This is a genomic window from Oculatella sp. LEGE 06141 (assembly GCF_015207605.1).
Classification (GTDB): Bacteria; Cyanobacteriota; Cyanobacteriia; order Elainellales; family Elainellaceae; genus Oculatella.
This window is the reverse complement of sequence record NZ_JADEWO010000062.1, coordinates 1-23,142: the sequence shown is the minus strand read 5'-3', so window position 1 is coordinate 23,142 and position 23,142 is coordinate 1. Positions and strand designations below refer to the sequence as shown.

The following is a 23,142-nucleotide window of genomic DNA, read 5'->3' as shown; positions in this document are numbered from 1 at the left end:
GTATCGTAAATCACACGGCAGGAAGCGTCATCACATTCGACCAGAAGCCGCCCGCTTTTGATAGCGCCCGGTTCCCGGTTTCCCCAACCAGCGATCGCCATCCACGACCAGTTGTCCCCGCAAAAACACTTTCTCGACTTTACCCGTGACCTGCCGTCCTTCAAACAGCGAGTAGTCTACGTTGGAGTGATGGGTGCTGGCGCTAAGTACGTGCGATCGATTCGGGTTAAACAACACCAGGTCAGCATCACTACCAACAGCAATGGTTCCCTTGTGAGGAAACAAACCAAACATCTTAGCCGGAGCCGTTGACGTGAGCTGAACAAAGCGATTGAGCGAGATGCGTCCGCCACCAACACCGCCGTCATACAGCAATGGAATCCGAAACTCTACCCCCGGTGCCCCGTTGGGAATTTTGGAAAAATCATCGGCACCCAGTTGTTTAGATTTGTAGATGCCATATGGGCTTTCATTGAAACAGTAAGGGCAATGATCGGTAGAGACAATTTGTAAATCGTCAAACTTCAGCCCTCGCCACAGGGCGTGCTGGCAATGATGATCGCGCAATGGTGGAGTCATTACATATTTAGCCGCATCAAAACCGGGGCGATCGTATTCTTCATTGGTCAAAAACAGGTAATGAGGGCAGGTTTCGGCAAAGGCAGAAATGCCGCGATCGCGTGCTTCCACGACTGTATCCAGCGCTTCCTTGGCTGATAAATGCACAATGTAAACCGGAATTTCTGCCAGTTCTGCCAGCCGAATGGCGCGATGGGTGGCTTCGGCTTCCATGATTTGAGGACGGGTCAGCGCATGATATTTGGGAGAGGTATTCCCCTGCGCCAGCGCTTCTTCAATTAAGACTTGAATTACACCGCCATTTTCAGCATGTAGGTTAACCATCCCCCCGTGGGAACCTACTTTACGCATGGTTTTAAAGATGGCGGCATCATCCACCATCAATACGCCGGGGTAGGCCATAAACATCTTGAAGCTAGATACCCCATCGTAATTGATTAAATCGGGCAGTTCAGATAATGCTTCATTGGTCACTTCCGTCAGAATAATGTGAAAGCCATAGTCAACACAGGCTTGTGGTTCTGCCAGTGCCAAACGGCGATCGAGCGCATGTTTGGGCGTTTCACCATACTCCTGTTGAGCAAAATCAATGATGGTTGTGGTGCCGCCAAAGGCTGCCGATCGCGTTCCCGTTTCAAAAGTATCGCAGGTTTCAGTGTCACCCACGGGCGACTGCATGTGGGTATGAACATCGACCCCACCGGGCATCACAATTAAGTCAGAAGCATCATATTGTTCTGCTGTGGGTTGGTCAATGTGGCGGGCGATCGCTTCAATCGTTTCATCTTTCACTAAGATGTCAGCCACATAATCATCAACTGCTGTGACAATTCGTCCACCTTTAATTAATACTTCAGTCATACCTTACTCCTTGCAAGCGACTTGTCCGCCTTAGCGTGCCACACCTTTCTACGAGGATGCTTTAAACGTATCAAATGGGCTGCATTCGCCCCCTACCCCAACCTTGAGGCAAGGGGCAGTTCGAGTGACCATTAGCACCTTTAAACCATCCTCTTCGACTTTTTTGGATATCAGTTAAACGCTGGACATCCGAAAAAAGTTGAGAGCCTGTCTTTAAAAGTCCAGACACACCAAGATGGCTCCCATTTGAATTGGATTTTGAATTGGATAAAGTCGAGCTTAGCAGTCTATGCGTTGCTAAAGCGTTGCTGCAAACTTAAAATTTCTGCGGCTTACCAGGACGTAATGTATTTAATAATACAATTCGCTTGATTAGAAACCTTTTAACTGAACTATGTCTGGGCAGTAAAAGGCTAAGTTCTCACGTTACTTCTCTTTCAACCCTATGTCCAATACGCCCGTTTCGCCCCCCACCCAACTGGGGCTAGCGCCATCCCCCTCTGCTTCGGGTAGCACAACCCGACAGACGATCGCTGCCAGTACGCAGGGCGTGATGTTGCGATCGGTGATGAAGAAATATGGATCAACGGTGGCGCTAGAGGGCATCAACTTAGACGTGCCTGCCGGGTCATACTGTTGCCTATTGGGGCCAAGCGGTTGCGGTAAAACCAGCACATTGCGAATTATTGCCGGGCATGAAGAAGCGACCAGTGGAGATGTCATGATTGGCGATCGCCGCGTCAATGACCTGTCACCCGCCAAACGCAGCACCGCAATGGTGTTTCAGAACTATGCGCTGTTTCCGCACAAAACCGTCTGGCAAAACGTGGAATTTGGCTTAAAAATGCGGGGTGTGAACGAGCGCGAGCGTAAGCCACGCGTGGATGAAATGCTCGACATTTTAGGGCTAAGCAAGTTTGCCAGCCGCAAACCGTCTATGCTGAGCGGCGGTCAGCAACAGCGGGTCGCCCTGGCCAGAGCGCTGGCAACTCGCCCCCAGGTGTTGCTTTTAGATGAGCCGTTGAGCGCTCTAGACGAATCACTGCGGGTCAAGACTCGCGGGGAACTGCGGAAACTGCAACGGCAGTTTGGCATGACGTTTATTCAAGTGACCCATGCCCAGGACGAAGCCTTTTCATTAGCCGATCAAATTGTCGTTATGGATCACGGCCATATCGATCAAATCGGTATGCCTCAAGAGATCTTCAACGCGCCTGCTTCTCGCTTTGTGGCTCGGTTTATGGGCGACAACAATATCTTCGTTGGTCAAGTGACCAGCGTTGCAGCAGATGGTGATGCCCGTCTGATTCAAATCGAGGCAGACGGCCTGGGGACATTCCTTTGCCGTGGACAGGCGGCGGATGTGGGTACGACGGCAGCCTGCTGTATTCGAGCCGATCGAATGCAGGTTACTCCGTTGTCCTCGGCGTTTGACCCAACCCAGCCCAATCAGGTCGCCGCACGAGTTGTTTCGGTAGAATTCACAGGGTATGTGACGCGGGTGTCGCTGGTGATAGAAGCCACAGGGCAGGAGATGCTTTACAAAGTCAGTACTCACGGCTGGATGACTCAACCGCTAAATGAACAGCAGTTGGTTTGTCTCCAATGGTCAACGGATGATTGTATCTTTTTGTCTCATTAATGATAGAAGTCGATCCTCTACTACGGTTAAGCGATCGCTCTTTATTTCCTGGCCACAGTAGGTTTAGCAAGCATAGTAAACCATCAAACAATAGATTGAGAAATAGAGTGATATATTGCCTACAATCCATCGATTAAGAGACCAATCTATTGAGCGAGTCACCGTTGATTGAAACACTCGTTTAAACCTATCAAATTTATCAGTATTGACCTTACTTGTTGCACCTGGAGAGGGGAATGGCTCAGTTTACTCGTCGGCAGTTATTAAGAACCGGATTGGCAGCAGGCGCATTGGTCACGGCGACCCAATGTACCCGAAATCAAGCACCCGTTGGCACACCCAACAATCCTGCAACGGGTCCTACCGTTAACACCAATCAAATCAAAGATGTAACGTTGCGGTTCATTGGAACGGGAGTTTCTCAGATCAATGAAATTAAACAGAAGGCTGAAGAGGATTTGGGCTTCAAGCTAGAGATGCGCGCCCTTAGCACCGAGGAAAACAACCAGATCGCTATCACCCAGCCAGGACAATATGATGTCTTTGATGGGGAGTACTTCAGCTTACCGCTGGTTGTGCCGTCTGGAAACTTACAGGCGATCGACGTTAGCCGCATTACCGACTTCGACAAAATCGTGCCAATCTTCACCACGGGCGAACTGACCTCTGGGGCAAAGGTCAACACGTCCCAGGGAACGAAGCCGTCTAAGGTAATGTTTCTCACCGATCAAAATTCGACAGAGTTTGCCACAGAACCAACCGGATGGGCAACCCTGATTCCGTTCCAGTACAATGCCGACACGCTGGGATATCGTCCCGATCTGGTGGGTCGCCAAATCGAGAGCTGGGGCGAACTGTTCAATGAAGAATTTCGCGGCAAAACATCAATCCTCGACATCCCCTCCATTGGCATCATGGATGCAGCTATGGTGGCCGAAGCGTTAGGATTGATGACCTTCCAGGACAAGGGCAACATGACCCGCGCCGAGCTAGACCAAATCACCGCCATCTTAATGGAGCAGAAACGAGCCGGACAGTTTCGCGCTTTTTGGAAGACCTTTGACGAATCGGTAAACCTGATGGCATCGGGTGAAGTCGTGCTGCAATCTATGTGGTCGCCCGGTGTCACTGCGGTCAAATCCCAGGGCATTCAATGTGTTTACGCCCCGTTGAGAGAAGGCTATCGCGGCTGGGGTGGCGGCATTGGCTTTTCCAAGAGCCTCTCTGGAATTGAACTAGACGCAGCCTACGAATACATCAACTGGATGCTGGATGGCTGGGTGGGTGCCTTCCTGGGACGGCAGGGCTATTACAGCGCCATTCCCGAAAATGCCAAGAAGTACATGTCGCAGGCCGAGTGGGATTTTTGGTACGAAGGTAAAGCCGCATCCGAAGATATGATCGACCCGTTTGGCAAGAAGCTCGAATCTAAAGATGCCGTTCGCGATGGCGGTTCGTTCGAACAGCGCATGAGCGATGTAGTGGTCTGGAATTCCGTTATGGACGAACAGCCTTACCTGGTTCAAAAGTGGAACGAATTTGTTGCGGCATAACGTGCATCAATGATAATAACTGCTGCAATGGGGTGCTGTAGAAGGTGAGATACCGCTGCTATGGCACCCTATTGCTCAAAAGGTGCTTCACCTCATGGCTTAACCACGCTTCACCCACTACCGAACCATGTTAAAGGGCTGGAAGTCGATTGAACCATATTTACTGGTTACACCCCAAACGCTGGTGTTTCTACTATTTTTGGTGTTTCCGATCGCCACTATTTTTGTGGTAAGTTTCTGGGAATTCACGGGCTATTCCATGACACCAGCCTTCACGCTGGATAATTACATTACAATTTTTCGATCGCCCGTTTCCCTGGCAACGTATCTCAACACCTTTAAATTTGTCGGGCTGGTCTGGTTTTTCACGCTGATCATTGCGTTCCCGGTATCCTACTTCTTAGCGTTTCATATCACCAGCCTGCGCTGGCAAATCATTCTATTTCTCATTTGTACCATTCCCTTTTGGACATCCAATATTATTCGGATGATTTCCTGGATTCCATTTCTGGGACGGGAAGGACTGCTTAACAAGCTGCTGATCACCCTACAAATTACCCAGCAGCCGTTAGATATCTTTCTGTTTTCTAACTTTGCCGTTGTGCTGGCAATGGTGCATCTCTACACGCTGTTTATGATTGTGCCGATCTTTAACAGCATGATGCGGATCGATCGCGACTTAATTGCAGCCGCACGCGATGCTGGGGCGTCTGGCTTTCAGGTACTCAAGGAAGTTATTGTTCCCCTAACCATACCGGGAATTGCGATCGGCTCAATCTTCATTGTGACCTTAGTTATGGGAGAGTTTGTCACAGTGCGGCTGATGAGTGGCGGTCAGGCGGCATCCGTCGGTTCATTGATCCGCAACCAGATCGGCAGCTTACAGTACCCCTTAGCCGCAGCCAATGCGGTGGTGTTGCTGGTCATTACCCTGGCTATCATTATGGGGATTTTGCGCCTGGTTGATATTCGTAAGGAATTGTGATGATTGCCCCTATGCGAAAGCGACCTCTCTCGTTCTATTTCCTCGCGGTGTTTTTTGGGCTGTTTGTACTGTTCCTGTACGGCCCTATGTTTGCCATTTTTATCCTGTCCTTGCAAGGCCCCGACGGAGCGCTCACGTTTCCAGTTCGCAGTTTTGGGTTTCACTGGATCGCCTCTCTGTTCTTTCAACAGCAACGGATCGGAGACTTTGGAGCGGCCTTTCAGCGATCGCTCCTCCTGGGTTTTATTGTCATGGCTGTCACCGTCGTGGTGGCGCTAATGGCGGGGCTAGCCTTTCGGCAAAAGTTCAAAGGGTCGAGCTTCATCTTTTATCTCACCATCTCCAGTCTGATTGTGCCGAGTGTCTTGATCTCGTTGGGCATTGGCATCGCCTTCAACCTGATTGGAGTGCAAACCAACTGGTATTCGTCGGCCTTGGGAGGCCACTTAACCTGGACGCTGCCCTTTGCGTTTTTAATTATGCTTGGTGTTTTTAATCGCTTCAATTTGTCCTATGAAGAAGCCGCTCGCGATTTGGGAGCCAGTGAATTTCAGGCATTTCAGCACATCATTTTGCCGCTGATTGCACCGGCATTGATCGGGGTGGCGCTGTTTGGCTTTACCCTTTCATACGATGAATTCACCCGCACCTCTCTTATTTCGGGTGCCCGCAACACGCTGCCGCTGGAAATCTTTGGGATGACTACCAACGTCACCTCTCCGGCACTGTACGCTTTGGGTACGGTCACTACTGTCTTTTCGTTTTCAATCATTGCGATCGCCTTTCTGGCCTACGGATTCTTTGCCAAACGTCAACAGCCGTAACCCCATTTAGACCCCCATTAACAGTTCGATCGCCATATGCAAACGGGCACCCATCGGGTAGATGGGTGCCCGTTTAAGTTGCGATCCCAGCCAAAAATTCGGGTCGTACTGTTTCTTCCAATACAAATAGGTTGTGCATTTGTAAAATTTCTGTTACATTTCTTTAGGAAACGCAACACTTGAGAATTCAGACATGGTGTTGCTGGCGATCGCAAAGTTCGGTATCGCTGCGAAATCTCGGGTTTCGTTGCAGTTTCAGGCTTTGCTAGCCGTCATAGGGAGCCTTCCCTAGTCACTGAATGATTCAATGTAATTTACGTTTGGAGACCCTTCAGTATGCCTTTTACCATTGAGTCTGCTCGGTCAATTTTTCCGACCACTCAAGTTGCAAACGTTGTTCCAAACACGGTTGAATCGTTCAATCAACTAAGCGCCGAAGATCAACTGGCGTTGATCTGGTTTGCCTACACCGAAATGGGAACCAACATCACGGTTGCGGCTCCCGGCGCAACGAACATGATCATTGCTCAAGGTATTCTTGAACAAATCAAGCAGATGCCTCCTATGGCTCAAACCCAGGTCATGTGTGATTTGGCCAACCGGGCAGATACACCTATTTGCCGTTCCTACGCGTCCTTTAGCGTCAACCTCAAGTTGGGTTTTTGGAACCAGTTGGGCGAATGGATGGAACAGGGAGCAGTTGCGCCTATTCCTCAGGGTTACGAGCTTTCTGCTGAAGCCGCCAATGTGCTGCAAGCAATTCGAGCGGCTGATTCCGGCCAACAAATCACTATCTTGCGGAACGCCGTTATTGGTATGGGGTTTGATCCAGATGCTCCTGGTAGCTACAAAAAGCTGGAAGATCCGGTAGTTGTCCCCACTGAGATGGCAAATCGCACCTCTGTCACCATTGAAGGGGTCAATAACGACACGGTGCTGAGCTACATCAACAACATGAACGCCAACGACTTTGAGGCCGCTATTGATTTGTTCACCTCAAATGGTGCATTGCAACCACCCTTTCAACGACCGATCGTAGGTCGAGAAGCCATCCTCTCCTACATGCGAGCCGAGTGCCAGGGTCTTAAGATGATGCCCGAACAGGGAGTCGTTGAGCCGTCAGACGAAGGGTTTACTCCCATTAAAGTGACGGGCAAGGTGCAAACCCCCTGGTTCGGTGCCAGCGTTGGCATGAACATTGCGTGGCGCTTCCTGCTTGATCCTCAAGGCAAGATCTTCTTTGTGGCGGTTGACTTGCTGGCCTCCCCCAAAGAACTGCTCAACCTGGTTCGCCAGTAGATCGTCTGTTTGTTCTCTATTTGATTCTTTGATTCATAGAGGCTTGGCAACGCCAGGCTTCTATGGTTTCTATGGAAGAGTATTCCTCTCTCAAGAAACAATCAAGTTCGCGATTTTCGCAGTATGACAGTTATTAACCTGGCAGCCATTAATCTTAGGGCACGTGTTTGGACTCCGCTCAGCACTCGCTCCCGTGTGGGGTGAGCGGAGTCGAACCCCAATCCCTTATGCCAAATCTTTTATTGCCAGGTTAATAGTTACCATGTTTACATGTTAGTTTCCTACTGTAATGTCTCCGTACCGATCAAGAGCCATAATTAGTTGGACTACGGGAACGAGAAATCAGAACCTTCCGGAGCCTTTTGGTGTAAAAATTAGTTGGACTAAGATTTGCTGGGTGTACTTCTAGTCCAACTATTTTTTACACTAATCTCCGCCTCATTCTTGCAGCAGTTCTCAATCGAGTCAGCCACAGTCTCGCCAAGACAGGTGTGCGGTGTAGGGTTTGAGGCGTGGTGAATGCAAATGAAAATGGCTGTAGCTCGACTTTATCCAAATTCTAGTTGTCACTGCTAGTTCTGGCACTTCAGAATCCGCTCCTGGCGTTTTTCAATGTTTGTAGTATCCTGTGATGTTTGAAAATTCTAGAACCTGAGCCTGATCAAGAATGACCTCAATTTCAAAGGACAAAGTCGAGCTAAGGAGTCTGGCCTGATTGACTGACAAAAGCCCTGAGAGAACGAGTGGCAGTGTTTACCGCTGCCACTCAGTTTATGGGGATAGCGATCGCCCTACCTCGAAGGCGAACCGTCGTGATGCAGATACTTGGTCAAGATGCTGATGTAACTCCCCGGCGGTAGGGTTGATAACAATCGCTGTCGTTGCTCCTCACTTTCAGGAGAGGCGATCGGCTTTGTCCAGTCTCCCGCTTCGGCAAACCCCCGTCGATGTAAGTTCTTGATGGTGTCTATCACATCTTGTTTTGTTCCCAGCAATAGCACTCGTAACGGGCGGCGATCGCCACTGGCAACCGGGATGACCTGATGCCGTTCCGGTTGTGACTCTACAGTGCGATCGCGCTCCATCTGAGCAATGAAATCAGCCATGATACTTCTCCTGTTTGGCTTACGGGTAAGGAAAGCCAAAAACCTAGCCACCCCGCATATCATTGAAGCGCAAAGCAGGGTGGCTTGCAGGAGTGGTAAGATCTCCCAAGCCTCCGCGTTGCTTAGACCAACGTGGGGGTCAGCTATCCTTGGCGGCGGCAACCGCCCTGGATAGCGTTCGACTAGATTTTTGGTGTCTGGTTGCTCTGCTGTGGTTTACACCACAAACAACCTAACTCATCACGGTACGGGATTTGTCTGGCAGAGTCAATACAGAGAATGGAGGGAGGGGGCGATCGAGTGACTAGCCACTCGTCATTTGTGATACCTTCTCGACTGAGGTGGTTGCAGAAGCAACACTATTGAGTGGTCCATCTGCTCATCTGCATCAGCAAGCCGAATATAGGCGGAACGATTCGGGCTATCTGGCCTGAGCAGTATCTTAGGCAGACACAATCTGCATAAGTAGTAGAATCGGGTGAATAGGCAGAATGATTCCGCCTATCCACCCATTTTGGGACCTTAGGCGGAAACTTTCAGTCTAATAATAGTTGGGCTGTGGGTTGCCAGGAGGAATGGAATCAGGCATGTCAGGTTTCATCGCAATGGTTTGGGACAAAGAGCGGGTTATTCAAAGGATTTATGGGTGCGTTGATCGTTATGGGGGAGTTAACCCACAACAGTACAGTCAAGTTGAGTCAGTGCTGCAAAAGCTAGACAGTGCAGAAGTTTTCGAGATTCTCTATACCGTTTTGACCAATGTGAATCGACCTGCAACCAGGTTTGCAGACCAAGAATTTGCTGGAAGATTGCTCCTTGCGCTTCAACCACCTTGTACCCTTGAACCAACCCAAGCAATTCAGAATTTGTTGGAGTGTTATAACCTGAGCATTGAGGAGGTTCCCTGGTACTTTGCTCGGCAGTATGGCAAGTCAATCGTTCTGGAAATACTTGAAAAGCTCAAAACTGAAGTGGTTTGTGGGCAACAGCAGCAGAGTATTGAAACTTGGAAATGGTGGTTACAGGGATGAAAAGACTAGGTGTTTAATCAGACATGTCACAATCCTGTAGCCCAACAAGTCCGTTGCACGCCGACCGCAGGAGGTGATCAGTGAGCCCGAAAAGGTTGCCTCCGGCGGGTGAACGGGGTCGTTAGATTGCTATTACTGGTACGAGGGAAGTGTCGAAGTTAAATCTTGAATGGAAGAGACGAGAGGGCGGTGATGGTCGAACGAAGCGGGATTATCTCGACATCATCGTTGACGATCAGCCGTTGTCAGAGGTCATCGGTGGTGATGTGGTGTCCTGTCTCGGCTGGTTTGTCCCTGAGGAAAATGCTAAAGCCGTCCATCGGCTTCTGCTTGAAGAGGTTGCTGACTTGCCGAACAATCGTTGCAGTCTGTATGTTTGTCCAGAGTGTGGCGATCTTGGGTGCGGTGCTGTTTCACTTGCCATAGAACAGACCGGGGATAAAGTGATCTGGCGCGACTTCGGCTACGAGAATAATTATGAAAGCGTCGTCCATACCGAAGGCTACAAAGAGCTAGGACCGTTCATCTTTGACCGCAGCGAATATGTAAGAGCTATCAAGAAAGCCCTTTAACCTCAGCCGCAATCTAACATCTAACAAGCGCGTTGCACACCGACTGAATCAGGGCGATTGGAAGAACTCAAAAGTCTTGGCGGCGGGTGAACGCGATCGTTAGACAGAGCACCTCTACTCAAAATAGGATCAGTTAGGATCGTTGATCTCTTGAGGTATAAATGCAAATTTCCGCACCAGTTGCAGCTTTGCTTGGAGCCTGTATAGGCGCAGTTTCTTCAACTTTGGGAGCTTTTTTATCAAACTATTTGGGAGCTAGAAGAGATAAAGCAAAATGGCTACTTGAGAAAAAGGTAGAAGCTTACTCAAATTCCTTAAGATACCTAACAAGAGTACTCAACCGAAGAACTGCTATTACTTCAAGTGGGCAAGCAATATTAGAAAAATCAGGTGTTTCTGAATGGCTGAATGACTTGTGTGAAGCTCAAATCTGGTTATCTTCCTTACAGATGTACTGTTCTAATAAAAATCGAAAAGTTCTTGAAAGTAGCTTAGATCGGTTAAGCGGAAGAGTTCATGAGTTTATGAACTCTTCTATGAACGTGCAGTCCTCTACCCTAGAGTCTGATACAGAAACATTGTCATTTGCTCAATTAATTCAATCAGTTTATGAATATGTTTATCGTTGCGCTCGCAATGAATTAAGCTCATGAAATATCCTAATTCCTGTAGCTCTTTTGTCAATCTTTACAATTAGTTGTTTTATGTGTCTAACAACCGCACTGCACCGGAACGCCCCAAAAGGATCGGTTGAGTTGCAAGGTTATCTGCGTCCGGTGAGCGCGATCGTTAGCTAAATCCCACCAAAGATTCCAAATAGCTTCTATCAATTTCAAGAGTGAGTTAATTTTTAGAGTGTGCGCGATCACCGTATAAAATGAATCTTCAAGTGTTACAGCATATAGCCCATCAAAGTATGTATGGAATGCGGGGCATTGGCGTGAAATTGTTTTATCTAAAGCAATTACTCTCCGGAGATTAGGATAGTGATCAACATTCGCCCTGGTTTGTGTGGTTACCGCATCTTTATCGATACAAAGGAAGTTGCTAGAGCGACATTTAACTTTCGGCACTCTGGAGGCAACCTGATTATTCAGGAAAAAAATTAGGATAGCAGGAAAAGGATTTCCCATTCTGAATCGCTTCGAGCTTAAACAGGGTAAAACCTGCGTAGCATCCATGACGTTAAAAATCCTGCCCCTGCCGCCATCCCAAATACTTGAATACAAAGATCAAGTGTATGTATGGCAAAACTCTCGTATCATCTACGATAGTTGGGATCTTGGTTCGACTCAGATACGACGGTCAAGACTGTGGATCTGGTCGAATATTGAAGTTGAGTTGCCAGAAACACTGCCACTGATTCCCAAACTGTTTCTAGTGTGGCATCTGCTTCGTAGGCACGCAGGCGAGTAGACCATAGATTACAGCAATTTTTACGATGCTACAACCCGTACCCTATTTGCAATCAACGTCATAGCAAGGCTTCTAACCTTCAAACTGGGGTTTACTCAAGTGGGAATTGCTGTAACAGAATGTAAAAGCGTTTAAGCCTTGAAGATTAGGGCATTAGTTCGCGTATCTAACAGTGCGATCGCCTCTCTTTCAGGTTGGGTTGAGGTACGGATTCTAAACAATCAGGTTTCGTATCAGTTTACGCAACGCAAAAGGTGGCTTATCCGAAGTGATGAATACTGACAGAAGATCATCTTCTGTTCGGTGCAACTAGCGATCGCAGTGCCATCGTGCGTTTATTTCAAAATCATATATTTCACTTTTAAGTTGTGTGCCGTGGAGGTGCTTCTCATGCCTAAAATGCGAATCCTGAAGCCGTTAAACTGTGTCTTGACAGTAGCTCTAGTCACAGCTACAACACCGCCCGTGGATGCCCAGACCCATCTCAACCGTGTCACCTGTCAAACAATGGCCTTTTCAAACCAGGGAGCGCTTTTGACCTATCGGCTAACAGGCAGCCTACCAGAAACCCCTGCGGCGGAAATTCCTCAAAACCCAGTTGAAATACCCTTAACCCTAACGGTGCAGTGGCAAGATCGAAATGGTCGCGTTCAAACGTTGCTCAATGCTTCGGCTCTGAGCGAGTATGAGCAGTTGGCTCCCGATGCTGACTATTCTCAACTGCCCTTTGAAGACACGTTTCGCGGTCAGTCCAACAACGGCGATCGCCTCTACGGGACACCCGTTTCGGTGCATGGTCTCTATGTCAGTCTGCGTCCCACCAGCGGGCAGCCCCAGCAGATGCAGACGGTTCACTACTTGCGCTCTGGTGAGTACGTGCGCTCAGTGGGCAACTGCCAGCCTGAGAATGCTGATTTTGACAGGGCGGTTGACGAGCAGTTGACCCGGTTACAAGAACGACTCCAGGCTGGGGACTGGGCTGCTGCCGATCGAGAAACCCGGCGGCTGCTTGCCCCCTGGTCGGTCTCACCGTCGTCGTTTGATTCAAGATTGGTGCAGCCGGAGCTAATTCGTGCCATTGACCAGAGGTGGCTAACGGCTAGCAACGGACGGTTTGGTCTCGGTGTTCAGTTACGTCTTTGGCAGGAAGCGCTGGCGGAGCACCCTAACAATCTGGAAGCGGCGGTCAATGCCTTTCGCGATCGCGTAGGCTGGAACCTCGCGGCTCCTCGCGCTGAGGTTGACTTCATCAGCAGTGATTGGTTAAATGAGTCGGAGCTGACCTACTCCTTGCAGGCTCCGGAGGGACATCTACCCTGGATTGGGGTATCGGATGAGGTGGTGCAATCGGTTGCAGTTCCACCGCCAGGGGAGCATTGCGGCAGTTGCACGACCGATGCCATGCAGCTCCGCAACGAACACTTCTACCGCTACCTTCCTCAACTGATGGGATGGGTAGAGTTATCCTTAGACTGACCACCAAGCTTTAGGCTAACCCTTCATTGCACCGGACTGCCGAGAGCAGTCGGCTAGGATTGATAGGTTGCTGGCAGCCGATGAATGTCGCCGTTATGCTGCGATAAGAGAAATCCTAAAATTCAATCAAGATAGAAAACAAAGTAGTAACAATGAGAATTATGTGCCTCAACGGATGGGGCGGAAAATTGTATGGCAAACTGCTTCCCTACTTGAAGCAAAATAGTCCCGATGTTCTCTGTCTACAGGAAGTTGTACATAGTCCTGCTACAAACAAAGATTGGCTCATTTACCGGGATGGGGATCATGTTCTTCCACAACGAGCAAATTTCTTTCGAGACGTTGCAATTGCATTGCCTAATCACACTGCTATTTTTTGCCCATCAGCTCAAGGGATTCTCTGGGACGATAATACTCAGGTACCCTCTCAATGGGGACTTGCAACTTTTGTCAAGAAGTCTTTCCCCGTTATCGCACAAACACAAGGTTTTGTACACAAAACATACTCTCCTGACGGATACGGCGAACATCCTCGCTCTCGCAATGCACATGCTGTTAGGGTGTTCGATTATGAGGCAAATCGTCCAGTTTGTGTAGCTCACATGCATGGTTTACGCGATCTGAGAGGAAAAATTGATACCCCTGAGAGGGCGGAACAGGCTCGCAAATTCATTTCAATTACAACGAGCATCGCTGAGAGTAATGATCCTCTTGTTGTATGTGGAGATTTCAACGTAGAGCCGGAAAGCGAAACGTTAAAGATATTGGCTGAAGCTGGGTTAACGAATTTGATTACAGCTCGAACCACAAAAGGAACACGAAGTTCTTATTATAAGAAACCAGGTAAATATGCAGACTATATGTTGGTCAACACAAACGTGAAAGTATTAGATTTCAAAGTCGTCTATGAACCTGAGGTGTCTGATCATTGCCCTTTGGTTCTTGATATTTAACGAATACAGGTGCGTAAATCGCAGTTGCGGCGGCATAACAATCCCAGTGAAGCAGGCTGAAGGATGCCACTGGTGATGAGTTTGAGGCTCTCGCAGCCGCTGACCGGGGCGTTATGCGGCTGAATCCTGCGTGGGATGCTGGTTTGAAGGTCGTCTGTGAGAACTCAGAAGATAAACGAAATCTATGTTGTAGTATTTTGTAGTATCTTGGCAAAGTTCACAGATTCTTGTTGTGATATCAAAATGCAAATTGAACCATATGCCCCCTGCCACCTTGATGCTGTTATTCGTCTTTCGCTTCGGGCATGGACCCCGGTCTTTTATTCGATTCAGAAAGCGATGAACGCTGATGTGTACCAGGCATTCTATCCCGAGCATTGGCGTGTGAGCCAGCAAAAGGCTGTCAAGGATGCCTGTGCTGCGGAAGACACAAATGTATGGGTTGCGTCCGATGCCGGCTCTACTGTGGGCTTTGTAGTCGTGAAACTACACTCAGAGGAAAGCATGGGTGAAATCTATATGGTCGCTGTCGATCCAGATTACCAAGGTCGAGGCATTGGCAGCGCTCTGACAGAATTTGCTCTAAATTGGATGAAAGATGCTGGGATGTCTATTGCTATGGTTGAGACTGGAGGTGATCCGGGTCATGCCCCAGCACGTCATACTTATGAAAAAGTGGGCTTCGAGCTGTTCCCAGTTGCTAGATACTTCAAGAAGCTTTAAATACGAATGTGAGTCTCAAGGGATACTTCGTTCTGTGGCTAGCCAATTGCGATCGCCCCATAATGCGCTCCCTTATGGTGCAATGGTTTACAGCTCAATGGAAATGTGTTGAAACTCTCACTGCTCATCAAGGCTGGCACGCTGGTGTAAACTCGGTTGCTTTCAGTCCAGATGGACATATATTAGCAAGTTGCAGTGATGATCAGACTGTGAAACTATGGGATTTACAGACTATGCGAGAGATCCGTACTCTTACAGGGCATAGGGCAGCCGTGCGCCAAGTTGCGTTTCACAGCAATGGGAATCTCCTTGCCAGTGCTTCTTTAGACAGCACAATCAATTTGTGGGATGTCAAGAGTGGCACAAAAATCAAGACACTGTTTGGTCATTACGGCGAGGTTTCCTCCGTTGCTATCAATTTTCGTGCAGATATCATGGCTAGCGGTAGCAATGATGGTGATATTAAGTTATGGGATTTGAAGACGAAGGAAGAGATTAAAACCCTCTCTACATCCGATCCTAAGATTATTGAATCAGTTTCGTTCAGTTCTGATGGGAAAGTGCTTGCTACTGGCGGGTGGGACGATATTCCAAAACTATGGGATGTGGAAACTGGACAGTTGGTTCGCAAATACCTGCTCACTCTCAAAAGATACGCTCTATTGTGTTTAGCCCCAGTGGTCAAATTCTAGCTAGTGCAAGTGAAGACAAAACAATTCGGCTATTTGATGCTGCTAGTGGACGTGAAGATATTCTACAAGGACATACAAAAGCAGTAGTGTGTGTAGCGATTGACCCAAACAATGCTGTGTTAGCCAGTGGTGGTGATGATAAGGAGATTAAGATTTGGGACTTGAAAACGAAGCGAGAAACTTGTTCTCTCCCAGGACATGATTCTTATGTAATGTCTCTTGCATTCAGTCCTGATGGCAAATTCTTGGCAAGTAGTAGCCATGACAGAAGTATCAAAATCTGGCAACGTGCTTAGTCACGGGGGATAGAAGGGCTAATCAGGTTGAGGGGAGGTTGGGATTGGTTAACCTAAGCAGATAGGTCGCCCTACCTGCTTAGCTCGACTTTATTCAATTGAAGAGGAGGAAAGGTAGCAAAATCAGGAAAGCGTTATTCGAATTCTCCTGATGAATTTGCTACCGAAAGAATTTGGGCGTTGCTGAATCACGGTATGAATTCGCCCCCTACGCCTTCCAGAATTGGGGGATTTAGGGGGCGAGCAGAGATCTGACCTCTCACGATTCATACTTCCATTCAGCAACGCCTTTTTTCTCAGTGTTTGTTTCAGCAGTTTTCTCTCAATGTAGAAGATCAAGATTCGAAATTTGCTGAAGCTGAATCATCTTGTGGTAATGCCATGTAGTCAATTTGACAATGGTGAACTGTTGTACTGAGAAAAATTTTGGGAATTCTATAGATGCAAGCTCATGAGTTGATCTGGTATCAACTGGATCACGATCGCATCAGCCAAGAAAGCTCAGCTTTTCGGTCAGGAGATCCACAGAGAAGGGTCGGTTGTAAATTTACAAAGGCTTGTCCTAGTGATTAGTTTTTCAGGGATTAGCAAAAGTCGATATGATCACAGCCCATGATTCACCCAAAGACAGCCCTAGTAGACAGTTAGGTCTTCGTAGCCAGATACAATTTACTGGCAGGCTTAACGTTCAAGCCAGCAACCAGCAGTGGGGACTCTATCTATATATGGGGCGTTTGATTTGGGCAACAGGAGGACCCCATCCCTATAGGCGCTGGCACCGCTATATTACTCAGTATTGTCCTCAGGTCAATGTGTCTACTCTTCCGTATCAAGAAACGGATGGATCTCAATGCTGGAATTACTCAACGCTTGCAGTTTTAGCAGAGCGACAGCAGATTACAGGAGAGCAAGCGGTGGCTGTGGTGCGAAGTACTGTTGCTGAAGTTTTGTTTGACATCATTCAGCAGGAAGAGACTCAGCCCGTCACGTTTCAGTGCAATCCACAAGATCTTTTGGAGCGATCGCTCACCCTAATCAACACAGAACATACCCTACAAGAAATTCAGCGGCTTTGGAATACCTGGGCTGGCTTAGGTTTGGTAGATCATTCTCCTAACCTGGCTCCAGTGTTACGGCGACCAGAGCAACTGCAACAGCAAACCTCGGAAAAGGCTTACGCAACCCTTGTCTCTTTAGTAGACGGTAAGCGCACCTTTCGAGATTTAGCCGCTCTGATGCAGCAGGATCTTTTGCTAGTGACGCGAATGTTGCTTCCCTTCTTCCGCAAAGGGTTAATTGGACTGACCAAGATTCCTGATTTGCCGCCTCCGCTATTGGCGACTGCACCCGTTGCCAGTGCTGGGCTTTCTGCACCCTCTGCTTTGGGTAGACCAGTTCTGGCTACGGGTTCCCTGGTTGCCTGTATCGACGACAGCAAACGAGAGTGTCAAGCCATGGAGCAAATTTTGACTCAGGCTGGCTACCGTTTTGTGGGAATTCAAGACTCAATTCAAGCCCTGCCGACGCTCCTGGAACAAAAGCCCGGTTTGATTTTTTTAGACCTGGTTATGCCGATCGCCAACGGCTACGAAATCTGCGCTCAGCTTCGTAGAGTATCGCTGTTTAAAGAGACTCCCATTGTGATTCTGACGGGCAACGACGGAATTATAGACCGGGTTCGGGCAAAGTTGGTTGGTTCGTCTGGCTTTTTAGCCAAGCCTGTGGATGCAGAAAAGGTTTTAGCGATCGCCCGGAAGTACCTGCCGAGCAGAAGGGTAGGGCATGGGGAATAGGAAATGGGGATCAGTTTGAACTCCAAGTTTCTATTGAACTCTGAATGCTACAGCATTTTTCCACTTGATGCACCAAATCCTAATCATTACGCCCCACACCCTACACCCATTCTTTAGGAAATAGATCAATGAAAACCATCCTGGTAGTTGAAGATAGCGTGACCGAGATGCAAATCCTTACTGGCTACTTGCGGCAGGCAGGCTTGAGCGTTATGAGTGCTCAAAGTGGCGAGGAAGCCCAAGTTAAGCTGGACGATCAAAAGCCCGATTTAATTGTGCTAGATGTGATTTTGCCTGGTCAGAGTGGATTTGAGCTTTGTCGAGAACTCAAAGCAAACCCCAATACGAGCCAAATTCCTATTGTAATTTGCTCAACCAAAGATACCGATGTTGACAGAATGTGGGGCAATATGTTGGGTGCCAATGCTTATCTGCCTAAACCTGTTGACCCAACCGAGTTGCTGCGTACAGTTCAGCTATTGATGAGTTACTGATCGATTTCAGATCCATTCTTTCCATACAACTCTCGTCATTCCCTTTCTTCAAATCGATGGTCGATACATCAAACTCGGTGGGCATTTACGACGAACCCGATCGATCGGTACCAGTTCAAAGCGACATTGCGAGTCTTGAATCTTTATTTGCCGAACCTGCGATCGCCGAAATTGGGCAAAAGTGTTTACGATTCCAGCTCTATCCAGAAAGTACAGCCTTACTTCCAGTAGAAGAAATTGCGGCAGTCGTTCCGGTTGCAGCGATCGAGATTTTGCCTGTTCCAGATATGCCCAATTGTGTATTAGGAATTTATAACTGGCGTGGTGAAATGCTGTGGTTGGTTGATTTGGGTTGTCAAACTGGATTTGTTTCCCTATTCCATCAAGGTGACACTTTGACCAGTGTGATGGCGATCGTGGTGCAGACAAATGGTCAGTCGTTGGGGTTAGTCGTCTCCCAAGTCCATGATCTGGAGCAGCACGATCTACAGCAGCTTCAGCCTCCATCCGCTGGATTATTTCCCTCCCAGCTATTGCCCTTTGTCAAAGGCTATTTGATCAACAATGATCTACTACCCAACAGAGGTCAACGCAGCACCGTTCTAGACGTTAACGCGATCGTTCAAGATCCGTTGTTACGCGTCCACCAGGGCAGATAAATCATCAGCACAGCTAAATTAACGACATTCATCAATTCTCTTTTAAGGTACTTTCCATGACGGCATTCTACCCATCAGAACTGATACTTGAAGAATTTGCAGATTTTTTCACAGAAACTCCAGTGAATGGTCAGAGTAATGGTAAGTCTGAGTCCTTATCTCAGGTGCAATTGGAGCAGACAACCAGCGGTTACAGCAATGGCAATGCTCAAAGCGCGACTAACGTTCATAGCAATGGCAGTGCTCAAAGCACAACCACCGTTCATGGTAATGGCAAAGTCTCAAGTAACGAACTGAGCCCAGAAATTCAACAAATCGTCGCAGCACTGGTTGGTTTGAAAACAGAGCTAAAGCAGGCTGGTTTGCTGAAAAAGTCAAATGTGCAAAATCTGTTTCTACAGGTGGCAGAGTTTGTTGTCGCTCAACACAAGCGACCTGAAGGTGTTTCTTCTGCTAGTTCTCAGCAGCTACAACGGCAGTGGCAGCAGCTACTAGCGATCGCTGCTCACATGCGCCAGGCAACAGACCTAAAAGCGTTGCTTGATATTGCAGTGACAGCAGCCTGCCAGATCTTGCAAGTCGATCGCGTGCTGGTTTATCGGTTTGATCTCGGAGACACGGGCAGAGTTATAGCGGAGTCATTGCAACGAGGCTGGACTCCTGCAATTCGAGAAGCATTGCCAATGAGCTGCTTTGGGGCAGACCAGGCAGAAGATTACGTGAAAAAGCAGGCTCTGGCGATCGAGGATATCCACAAAATCAACCTGACTCCTCATCAGCAGCAAGTGCTGGAACAACTGCAAGTCAAATCTAGCTTGAGCTTACCAATCCTTATAGGAAGCCAAGTTTGGGGGCTAATGGTTGTGCATCAATGCAACAAAATACGACGTTGGCAAGAAGCTGAAATTAATCTGCTCTACCAAATCGTGATTGAACTGACGCTCAACTTGCAAGCCTCAGAATTTCAACTGCAACTGCAACAGCAAGTTGCCCAAGAAAAAGCAGTTGCCAAAGTCATCGAAAAAATTCGTCAATCACTCGATGTTGATACGATCTTTAAAACAACAGTGCAAGAAGTCCGGCAACTCCTTAAAGCCGATCGCGTGGCACTTTATCAGTTCAGCGCTGACTGGGGTGGGGAGTTTGTCGCAGATTCTGTAGCGCATGGCTGGACAGGCGTGATAGGAACGCAGATCAATGACACCTGCTTGATGGAAACGCAGGGAGGTCGCTACCGTCAGAATGTTAGCTTTGCCGTTAGCGACATTTATACCTGTGGCTACGCGCCATGTCACATCGAGATTTTAGAAGGACTGGAAGCAAAAGCCTACATGATGGCTCCCGTCTTTAAAGGGAACAAGTTGTGGGGATTGTTAGCTGCCTACCAAAATTCTGGACCCCGGCAGTGGAAGGAATCAGAACAGGATCTGTTGACCCAAATTGGTGTGCAGTTTGGGGTAGCGCTCCAACAAGCAGAACTGATTCTTCAGACCCAACAACAGGCAAACCGAGAGCGACTGATTAGCAAAATTGCCGATCGTATGCGCCAGTCCCTTGACTTTGATACGATCTTACGAACCACAACGCAAGAAGTTCGGCAACTGCTGCGAGCCGATCGCGTCGCCGTTTACCGATTCAACCCCGATTGGAGCGGTGAATTTATTGCCGAATCTGTGGCGGCGGGTTGGGTCAGATTGGTCGGACCTGATATCAAAACGGTTTGGGAAGATACCCACTTACAAGAAACGCAGGGTGGACGCTATCGCCATAACGAAACTTTTGCAGTCGATGACATCTATCAAGCAGGTCACTTTCAATGTCACGTTGACGTGCTGGAGCAATTTGAGGTCAAAGCGTATGTGATTGTGCCCGTATTCACAGGACAAAAGCTTTGGGGCTTGATGGGGGTCTATCAAAACTCTGGACCTCGACACTGGCAAGAGTCAGAAGTTAGCTTGATTGCTCAAATTGGCGCTCAATTGGGCTTGCCTGTCCAGCAAGCAGAGCTGTTGAATCGCACTCGCCTTCAGGCCGATCGAGAACGATCGATCGCCAAGGTTTTTGAGAATGTCCGCCAATCCCTAGACTTAGACACCATCTTCAAAACGGCAACGCAAGAAGTCCGGCAATTGCTGAAGACCGATCGCATTGCGCTCTATCGCTTCAATCCTGACTGGAGTGGACAATTCATTGCCGAATCAGTAGGAGCCAACTGGGTGAAGCTGGTCGGACCCGATGTTAAAACCGTTTGGGAAGACACGCACTTGCAAGAAACCCAGGGTGGACGCTACCGCAAAAACGAAACGTTTGTAGTAAACGACATCTATCGCGTCGGTCACTCTCCTTGCCATGTTGAGGTTTTAGAGCAATTTGAAGCCAAAGCTTATATGCTGGCTCCTGTATTTATTGGGCAAAATCTCTGGGGCATTTTAGGGGCTTATCAAAACTCTGGTCCCCGCTACTGGGAAGAATCAGAGGTGAGCTTACTCGCCCAGGTCGGTACACAACTGGGGGTTGCTCTGCAACAAGCAGAGTTGTTACTGCAAATTCAACAGCAGGCAGAGGGAGAGAGAACCTTATCGAGAGTCAGCGATCGCATCCGGCAATCTTTGGATGTGAATTCTATCTTCAAAGCAGCCACCCAAGAAATTCGACAAGTGTTAAAGACTGACCGGGTTGCCGTCTACCGATTCAACCCTGATTGGAGTGGCGACTTTGTAGCGGAATCTGTCACGACCGGCTGGGGCAAGCTGGTGGGTACTGATATTGGTACGAACGTCAAAGACACTCATCTGCAAGAAACGCAGGGTGGACGCTATCGCAAAAACGAGGTTTTGGCAGTCGATGACATCTATAAAGCAGGACACGCTCCCTGCCACGTTGAAATTTTGGAGCGGTTTGAGGCAAAAGCCTACGTGCTAGTACCCGTGCTGATGGGGCAACGCTTATGGGGATTGCTCTGCGCCTACCAAAACTCTGAACCTCGCCACTGGGAAGATGGAGAGATCGTTTTGTTAAAGCAACTTGGAGTACAGCTCGGTGTGGCACTCCAGCAAGCAGAGACACTGGAGCAATTGCGAATTCAATCTGAGCAACTGGCCCAGGCTGCGTCACGCGACAAAGAAGCCAAAGAGCAATTGCAACAGCGAGTGATTCAACTGCTAGTCGCGGTGAAACCTGTGTTTTCTGGAGATCTGACCGTACGGGTGCCGATTACCGAAGATGAAGTGGGCACGATCGCCGATGCCTACAACAACACAATTCAGAGCTTACGAAAAATCGTTATGCAGGTGCAGTCAGCAACGGTCAAAGTGACCCAGACGTCCCGCAGTAGCGGGACGGCGATCGCTGACCTATCGCAGCAAGCCCAACAACAGTTAAACGAAGTGACACAGGCTCTGAATCAAGTTCAGGCAATGGTCAACTCGACCCAGTCTGTAGCAACAAACGCTCAGCAGGTAGAAGCTGCGGTGCAGCAGGCAAATCAAACGGTGCGCCAGGGAGACACTGCCATGAACCGCACAGTAGACGGCATTCAAGCCATTCGGGAAACGGTTGCTGAAACCAGCAAAAAAATTAAACGGTTGAGCGAATCTTCCCAAAAAATCTCTAAAGTCGTCAGTCTGATTAGCAACTTCACAACCCAAACTCAACTCCTTGCGTTGAATGCGTCGATCGAAGCAACTCGTGCAGGCGAGTATGGGCGGGGCTTCTCGGTTGTAGCCGACGAAGTGCGCTCTCTGTCTCGTCAATCTGCCGATGCCACACGGGAAATCGAAAAGTTGGTGCAGGAGATTCAAACGGAAACCATTGCCGTATCTACCGCAATGGATCAGGGAATTCAGCAAGTGGTGGGCGGTACAAACTTGGTGAACGAAACTCGCCAACAGTTAAACGCGATCGTGGCAGCAACGGCTCAGATCAGTCAACTGGTTCAAGGTATTACCCACGCCACTGAAACTCAGACTCAGCAATCTCAACTGGTCAAGCAAGCAATGGCAGACGTGGCTGCGATCGCCAACAAAGCCTCTGCCAACTCCACCGAAATCTCGGCATCCTTCGAGGAGTTATTGACCACCGCTCAACAGCTACAAGCCAGCGTGGGTCAGTTCAAAGTGAACTAAGGGAACGGGAAGTAGGGGGCGGGCACAGGAGAGTAGAAAACCACCTCACAGCTAACTGCAATTC

General features: G+C 48.6%; 20 protein-coding genes. 17 read left to right on the top strand and 3 right to left on the bottom strand.

What is annotated here, in order from left to right:
* Positions 1 to 30: 30 nt before the first annotated feature.
* On the bottom strand, positions 31 to 1,440 hold the full coding sequence (gene hydA / locus IQ268_RS26735) for a dihydropyrimidinase (RefSeq protein WP_193885609.1): 1,410 nt from the start codon (positions 1,438 to 1,440) through the stop codon (positions 31 to 33).
* Positions 1,441 to 1,885: 445 nt separating this feature from the next.
* Here hydA and IQ268_RS26730 point away from each other — a divergent pair, with 445 nt between their 5' ends.
* The 5 genes from IQ268_RS26730 (at position 1,886) to IQ268_RS26710 (ending at position 7,743) form a co-directional block, all read left to right on the top strand.
* The gene (locus IQ268_RS26730; protein WP_193885607.1) at positions 1,886 to 3,082 is read left to right on the top strand and encodes an ABC transporter ATP-binding protein; all 1,197 of its coding nucleotides are present in this window, start codon (positions 1,886 to 1,888) and stop codon (positions 3,080 to 3,082) included.
* Between the two features lie 236 nt (positions 3,083 to 3,318).
* The gene (locus tag IQ268_RS26725; protein WP_193885605.1) at positions 3,319 to 4,635 is read left to right on the top strand and encodes a PotD/PotF family extracellular solute-binding protein; all 1,317 of its coding nucleotides are present in this window, start codon (positions 3,319 to 3,321) and stop codon (positions 4,633 to 4,635) included.
* A gap of 127 nt (positions 4,636 to 4,762) precedes the next feature.
* Positions 4,763 to 5,620 (top strand): ABC transporter permease, encoded by an 858-nt coding sequence (locus IQ268_RS26720; RefSeq protein WP_193885603.1) that lies wholly within the window; start codon positions 4,763 to 4,765, stop codon positions 5,618 to 5,620.
* An 11-nt stretch (positions 5,621 to 5,631) separates the two neighbouring features.
* The gene (locus IQ268_RS26715) at positions 5,632 to 6,444 is read left to right on the top strand and encodes an ABC transporter permease (protein ID WP_193885601.1); all 813 of its coding nucleotides are present in this window, start codon (positions 5,632 to 5,634) and stop codon (positions 6,442 to 6,444) included.
* Between the two features lie 336 nt (positions 6,445 to 6,780).
* Positions 6,781 to 7,743, top strand: coding sequence for an orange carotenoid protein N-terminal domain-containing protein (locus tag IQ268_RS26710; protein ID WP_193885599.1), 963 nt, complete (start codon positions 6,781 to 6,783; stop codon positions 7,741 to 7,743).
* 791 nt (positions 7,744 to 8,534) lie between these two features.
* On the opposite strand, the gene IQ268_RS26705 is transcribed toward IQ268_RS26710, so the two are convergent.
* Positions 8,535 to 8,849 (bottom strand): hypothetical protein, encoded by a 315-nt coding sequence (locus IQ268_RS26705; protein ID WP_193885597.1) that lies wholly within the window; start codon positions 8,847 to 8,849, stop codon positions 8,535 to 8,537.
* A gap of 587 nt (positions 8,850 to 9,436) precedes the next feature.
* Between IQ268_RS26705 and IQ268_RS26700 the strand changes: the two genes are divergently transcribed.
* The 3 genes from IQ268_RS26700 to IQ268_RS26690 all read left to right on the top strand — a co-directional run bounded on the left by IQ268_RS26700 (position 9,437) and on the right by IQ268_RS26690 (position 11,105).
* Positions 9,437 to 9,880, top strand: coding sequence for a hypothetical protein (locus IQ268_RS26700; protein WP_193885595.1), 444 nt, complete (start codon positions 9,437 to 9,439; stop codon positions 9,878 to 9,880).
* A 149-nt stretch (positions 9,881 to 10,029) separates the two neighbouring features.
* Positions 10,030 to 10,452, top strand: a complete 423-nt coding sequence (locus IQ268_RS26695; protein WP_193885593.1) for a hypothetical protein — start codon at positions 10,030 to 10,032, stop codon at positions 10,450 to 10,452.
* Between the two features lie 161 nt (positions 10,453 to 10,613).
* Complete coding sequence (locus IQ268_RS26690) at positions 10,614 to 11,105, top strand: hypothetical protein (protein WP_193885591.1); 492 nt, start codon at positions 10,614 to 10,616, stop codon at positions 11,103 to 11,105.
* A 57-nt stretch (positions 11,106 to 11,162) separates the two neighbouring features.
* Here the strand turns inward: IQ268_RS26690 and IQ268_RS32450 are convergent, their stop codons facing one another.
* Positions 11,163 to 11,585, bottom strand: a complete 423-nt coding sequence (locus IQ268_RS32450) for a hypothetical protein (protein ID WP_228035759.1) — start codon at positions 11,583 to 11,585, stop codon at positions 11,163 to 11,165.
* Between the two features lie 673 nt (positions 11,586 to 12,258).
* On the opposite strand from IQ268_RS32450, the gene IQ268_RS26685 reads away from it, so the two are divergent.
* The 9 genes from IQ268_RS26685 (at position 12,259) to IQ268_RS26645 (ending at position 23,078) form a co-directional block, all read left to right on the top strand.
* On the top strand, positions 12,259 to 13,344 hold the full coding sequence (locus tag IQ268_RS26685) for a GUN4 domain-containing protein (protein ID WP_193885590.1): 1,086 nt from the start codon (positions 12,259 to 12,261) through the stop codon (positions 13,342 to 13,344).
* A gap of 152 nt (positions 13,345 to 13,496) precedes the next feature.
* Positions 13,497 to 14,297 (top strand): endonuclease/exonuclease/phosphatase family protein, encoded by an 801-nt coding sequence (locus IQ268_RS26680; protein WP_193885589.1) that lies wholly within the window; start codon positions 13,497 to 13,499, stop codon positions 14,295 to 14,297.
* 243 nt (positions 14,298 to 14,540) lie between these two features.
* Positions 14,541 to 15,020, top strand: coding sequence for an N-acetyltransferase (locus tag IQ268_RS26675; RefSeq protein WP_193885588.1), 480 nt, complete (start codon positions 14,541 to 14,543; stop codon positions 15,018 to 15,020).
* 74 nt (positions 15,021 to 15,094) lie between these two features.
* Positions 15,095 to 15,712 (top strand): WD40 repeat domain-containing protein, encoded by a 618-nt coding sequence (locus tag IQ268_RS26670; protein WP_193885587.1) that lies wholly within the window; start codon positions 15,095 to 15,097, stop codon positions 15,710 to 15,712.
* On the top strand, positions 15,685 to 16,008 hold the full coding sequence (locus tag IQ268_RS26665; protein WP_193885586.1) for a hypothetical protein: 324 nt from the start codon (positions 15,685 to 15,687) through the stop codon (positions 16,006 to 16,008). Before IQ268_RS26670 ends, IQ268_RS26665 begins: the two co-directional genes overlap by 28 nt.
* A gap of 599 nt (positions 16,009 to 16,607) precedes the next feature.
* Entirely contained in the window at positions 16,608 to 17,801 is a 1,194-nt protein-coding gene (locus IQ268_RS26660) for a response regulator (RefSeq protein WP_193885584.1), read from the top strand.
* Between the two features lie 128 nt (positions 17,802 to 17,929).
* The gene (locus IQ268_RS26655; RefSeq protein WP_193885583.1) at positions 17,930 to 18,295 is read left to right on the top strand and encodes a response regulator transcription factor; all 366 of its coding nucleotides are present in this window, start codon (positions 17,930 to 17,932) and stop codon (positions 18,293 to 18,295) included.
* A gap of 56 nt (positions 18,296 to 18,351) precedes the next feature.
* Positions 18,352 to 18,954 (top strand): chemotaxis protein CheW, encoded by a 603-nt coding sequence (locus IQ268_RS26650; RefSeq protein WP_193885582.1) that lies wholly within the window; start codon positions 18,352 to 18,354, stop codon positions 18,952 to 18,954.
* A gap of 56 nt (positions 18,955 to 19,010) precedes the next feature.
* Entirely contained in the window at positions 19,011 to 23,078 is a 4,068-nt protein-coding gene (locus IQ268_RS26645) for a GAF domain-containing protein (protein ID WP_193885581.1), read from the top strand.
* The last annotated feature ends 64 nt before the right edge of the window (positions 23,079 to 23,142 follow it).

Coding starts and splice junctions, on each gene's coding strand:
- hydA (WP_193885609.1), bottom strand. CDS start 1,440: ATGACTGAAGTATTAATTAAAGGTGGACGAATTGTCACAGCAGTTGAT.
- IQ268_RS26730 (WP_193885607.1), top strand. CDS start 1,886: ATGTCCAATACGCCCGTTTCGCCCCCCACCCAACTGGGGCTAGCGCCA.
- IQ268_RS26725 (WP_193885605.1), top strand. CDS start 3,319: ATGGCTCAGTTTACTCGTCGGCAGTTATTAAGAACCGGATTGGCAGCA.
- IQ268_RS26720 (WP_193885603.1), top strand. CDS start 4,763: ATGTTAAAGGGCTGGAAGTCGATTGAACCATATTTACTGGTTACACCC.
- IQ268_RS26715 (WP_193885601.1), top strand. CDS start 5,632: ATGCGAAAGCGACCTCTCTCGTTCTATTTCCTCGCGGTGTTTTTTGGG.
- IQ268_RS26710 (WP_193885599.1), top strand. CDS start 6,781: ATGCCTTTTACCATTGAGTCTGCTCGGTCAATTTTTCCGACCACTCAA.
- IQ268_RS26705 (WP_193885597.1), bottom strand. CDS start 8,849: ATGGCTGATTTCATTGCTCAGATGGAGCGCGATCGCACTGTAGAGTCA.
- IQ268_RS26700 (WP_193885595.1), top strand. CDS start 9,437: ATGTCAGGTTTCATCGCAATGGTTTGGGACAAAGAGCGGGTTATTCAA.
- IQ268_RS26690 (WP_193885591.1), top strand. CDS start 10,614: ATGCAAATTTCCGCACCAGTTGCAGCTTTGCTTGGAGCCTGTATAGGC.
- IQ268_RS32450 (WP_228035759.1), bottom strand. CDS start 11,585: ATGGGAAATCCTTTTCCTGCTATCCTAATTTTTTTCCTGAATAATCAG.
- IQ268_RS26685 (WP_193885590.1), top strand. CDS start 12,259: ATGCCTAAAATGCGAATCCTGAAGCCGTTAAACTGTGTCTTGACAGTA.
- IQ268_RS26680 (WP_193885589.1), top strand. CDS start 13,497: ATGAGAATTATGTGCCTCAACGGATGGGGCGGAAAATTGTATGGCAAA.
- IQ268_RS26675 (WP_193885588.1), top strand. CDS start 14,541: ATGCAAATTGAACCATATGCCCCCTGCCACCTTGATGCTGTTATTCGT.
- IQ268_RS26670 (WP_193885587.1), top strand. CDS start 15,095: ATGGTGCAATGGTTTACAGCTCAATGGAAATGTGTTGAAACTCTCACT.
- IQ268_RS26660 (WP_193885584.1), top strand. CDS start 16,608: ATGATCACAGCCCATGATTCACCCAAAGACAGCCCTAGTAGACAGTTA.
- IQ268_RS26655 (WP_193885583.1), top strand. CDS start 17,930: ATGAAAACCATCCTGGTAGTTGAAGATAGCGTGACCGAGATGCAAATC.
- IQ268_RS26650 (WP_193885582.1), top strand. CDS start 18,352: ATGGTCGATACATCAAACTCGGTGGGCATTTACGACGAACCCGATCGA.
- IQ268_RS26645 (WP_193885581.1), top strand. CDS start 19,011: ATGACGGCATTCTACCCATCAGAACTGATACTTGAAGAATTTGCAGAT.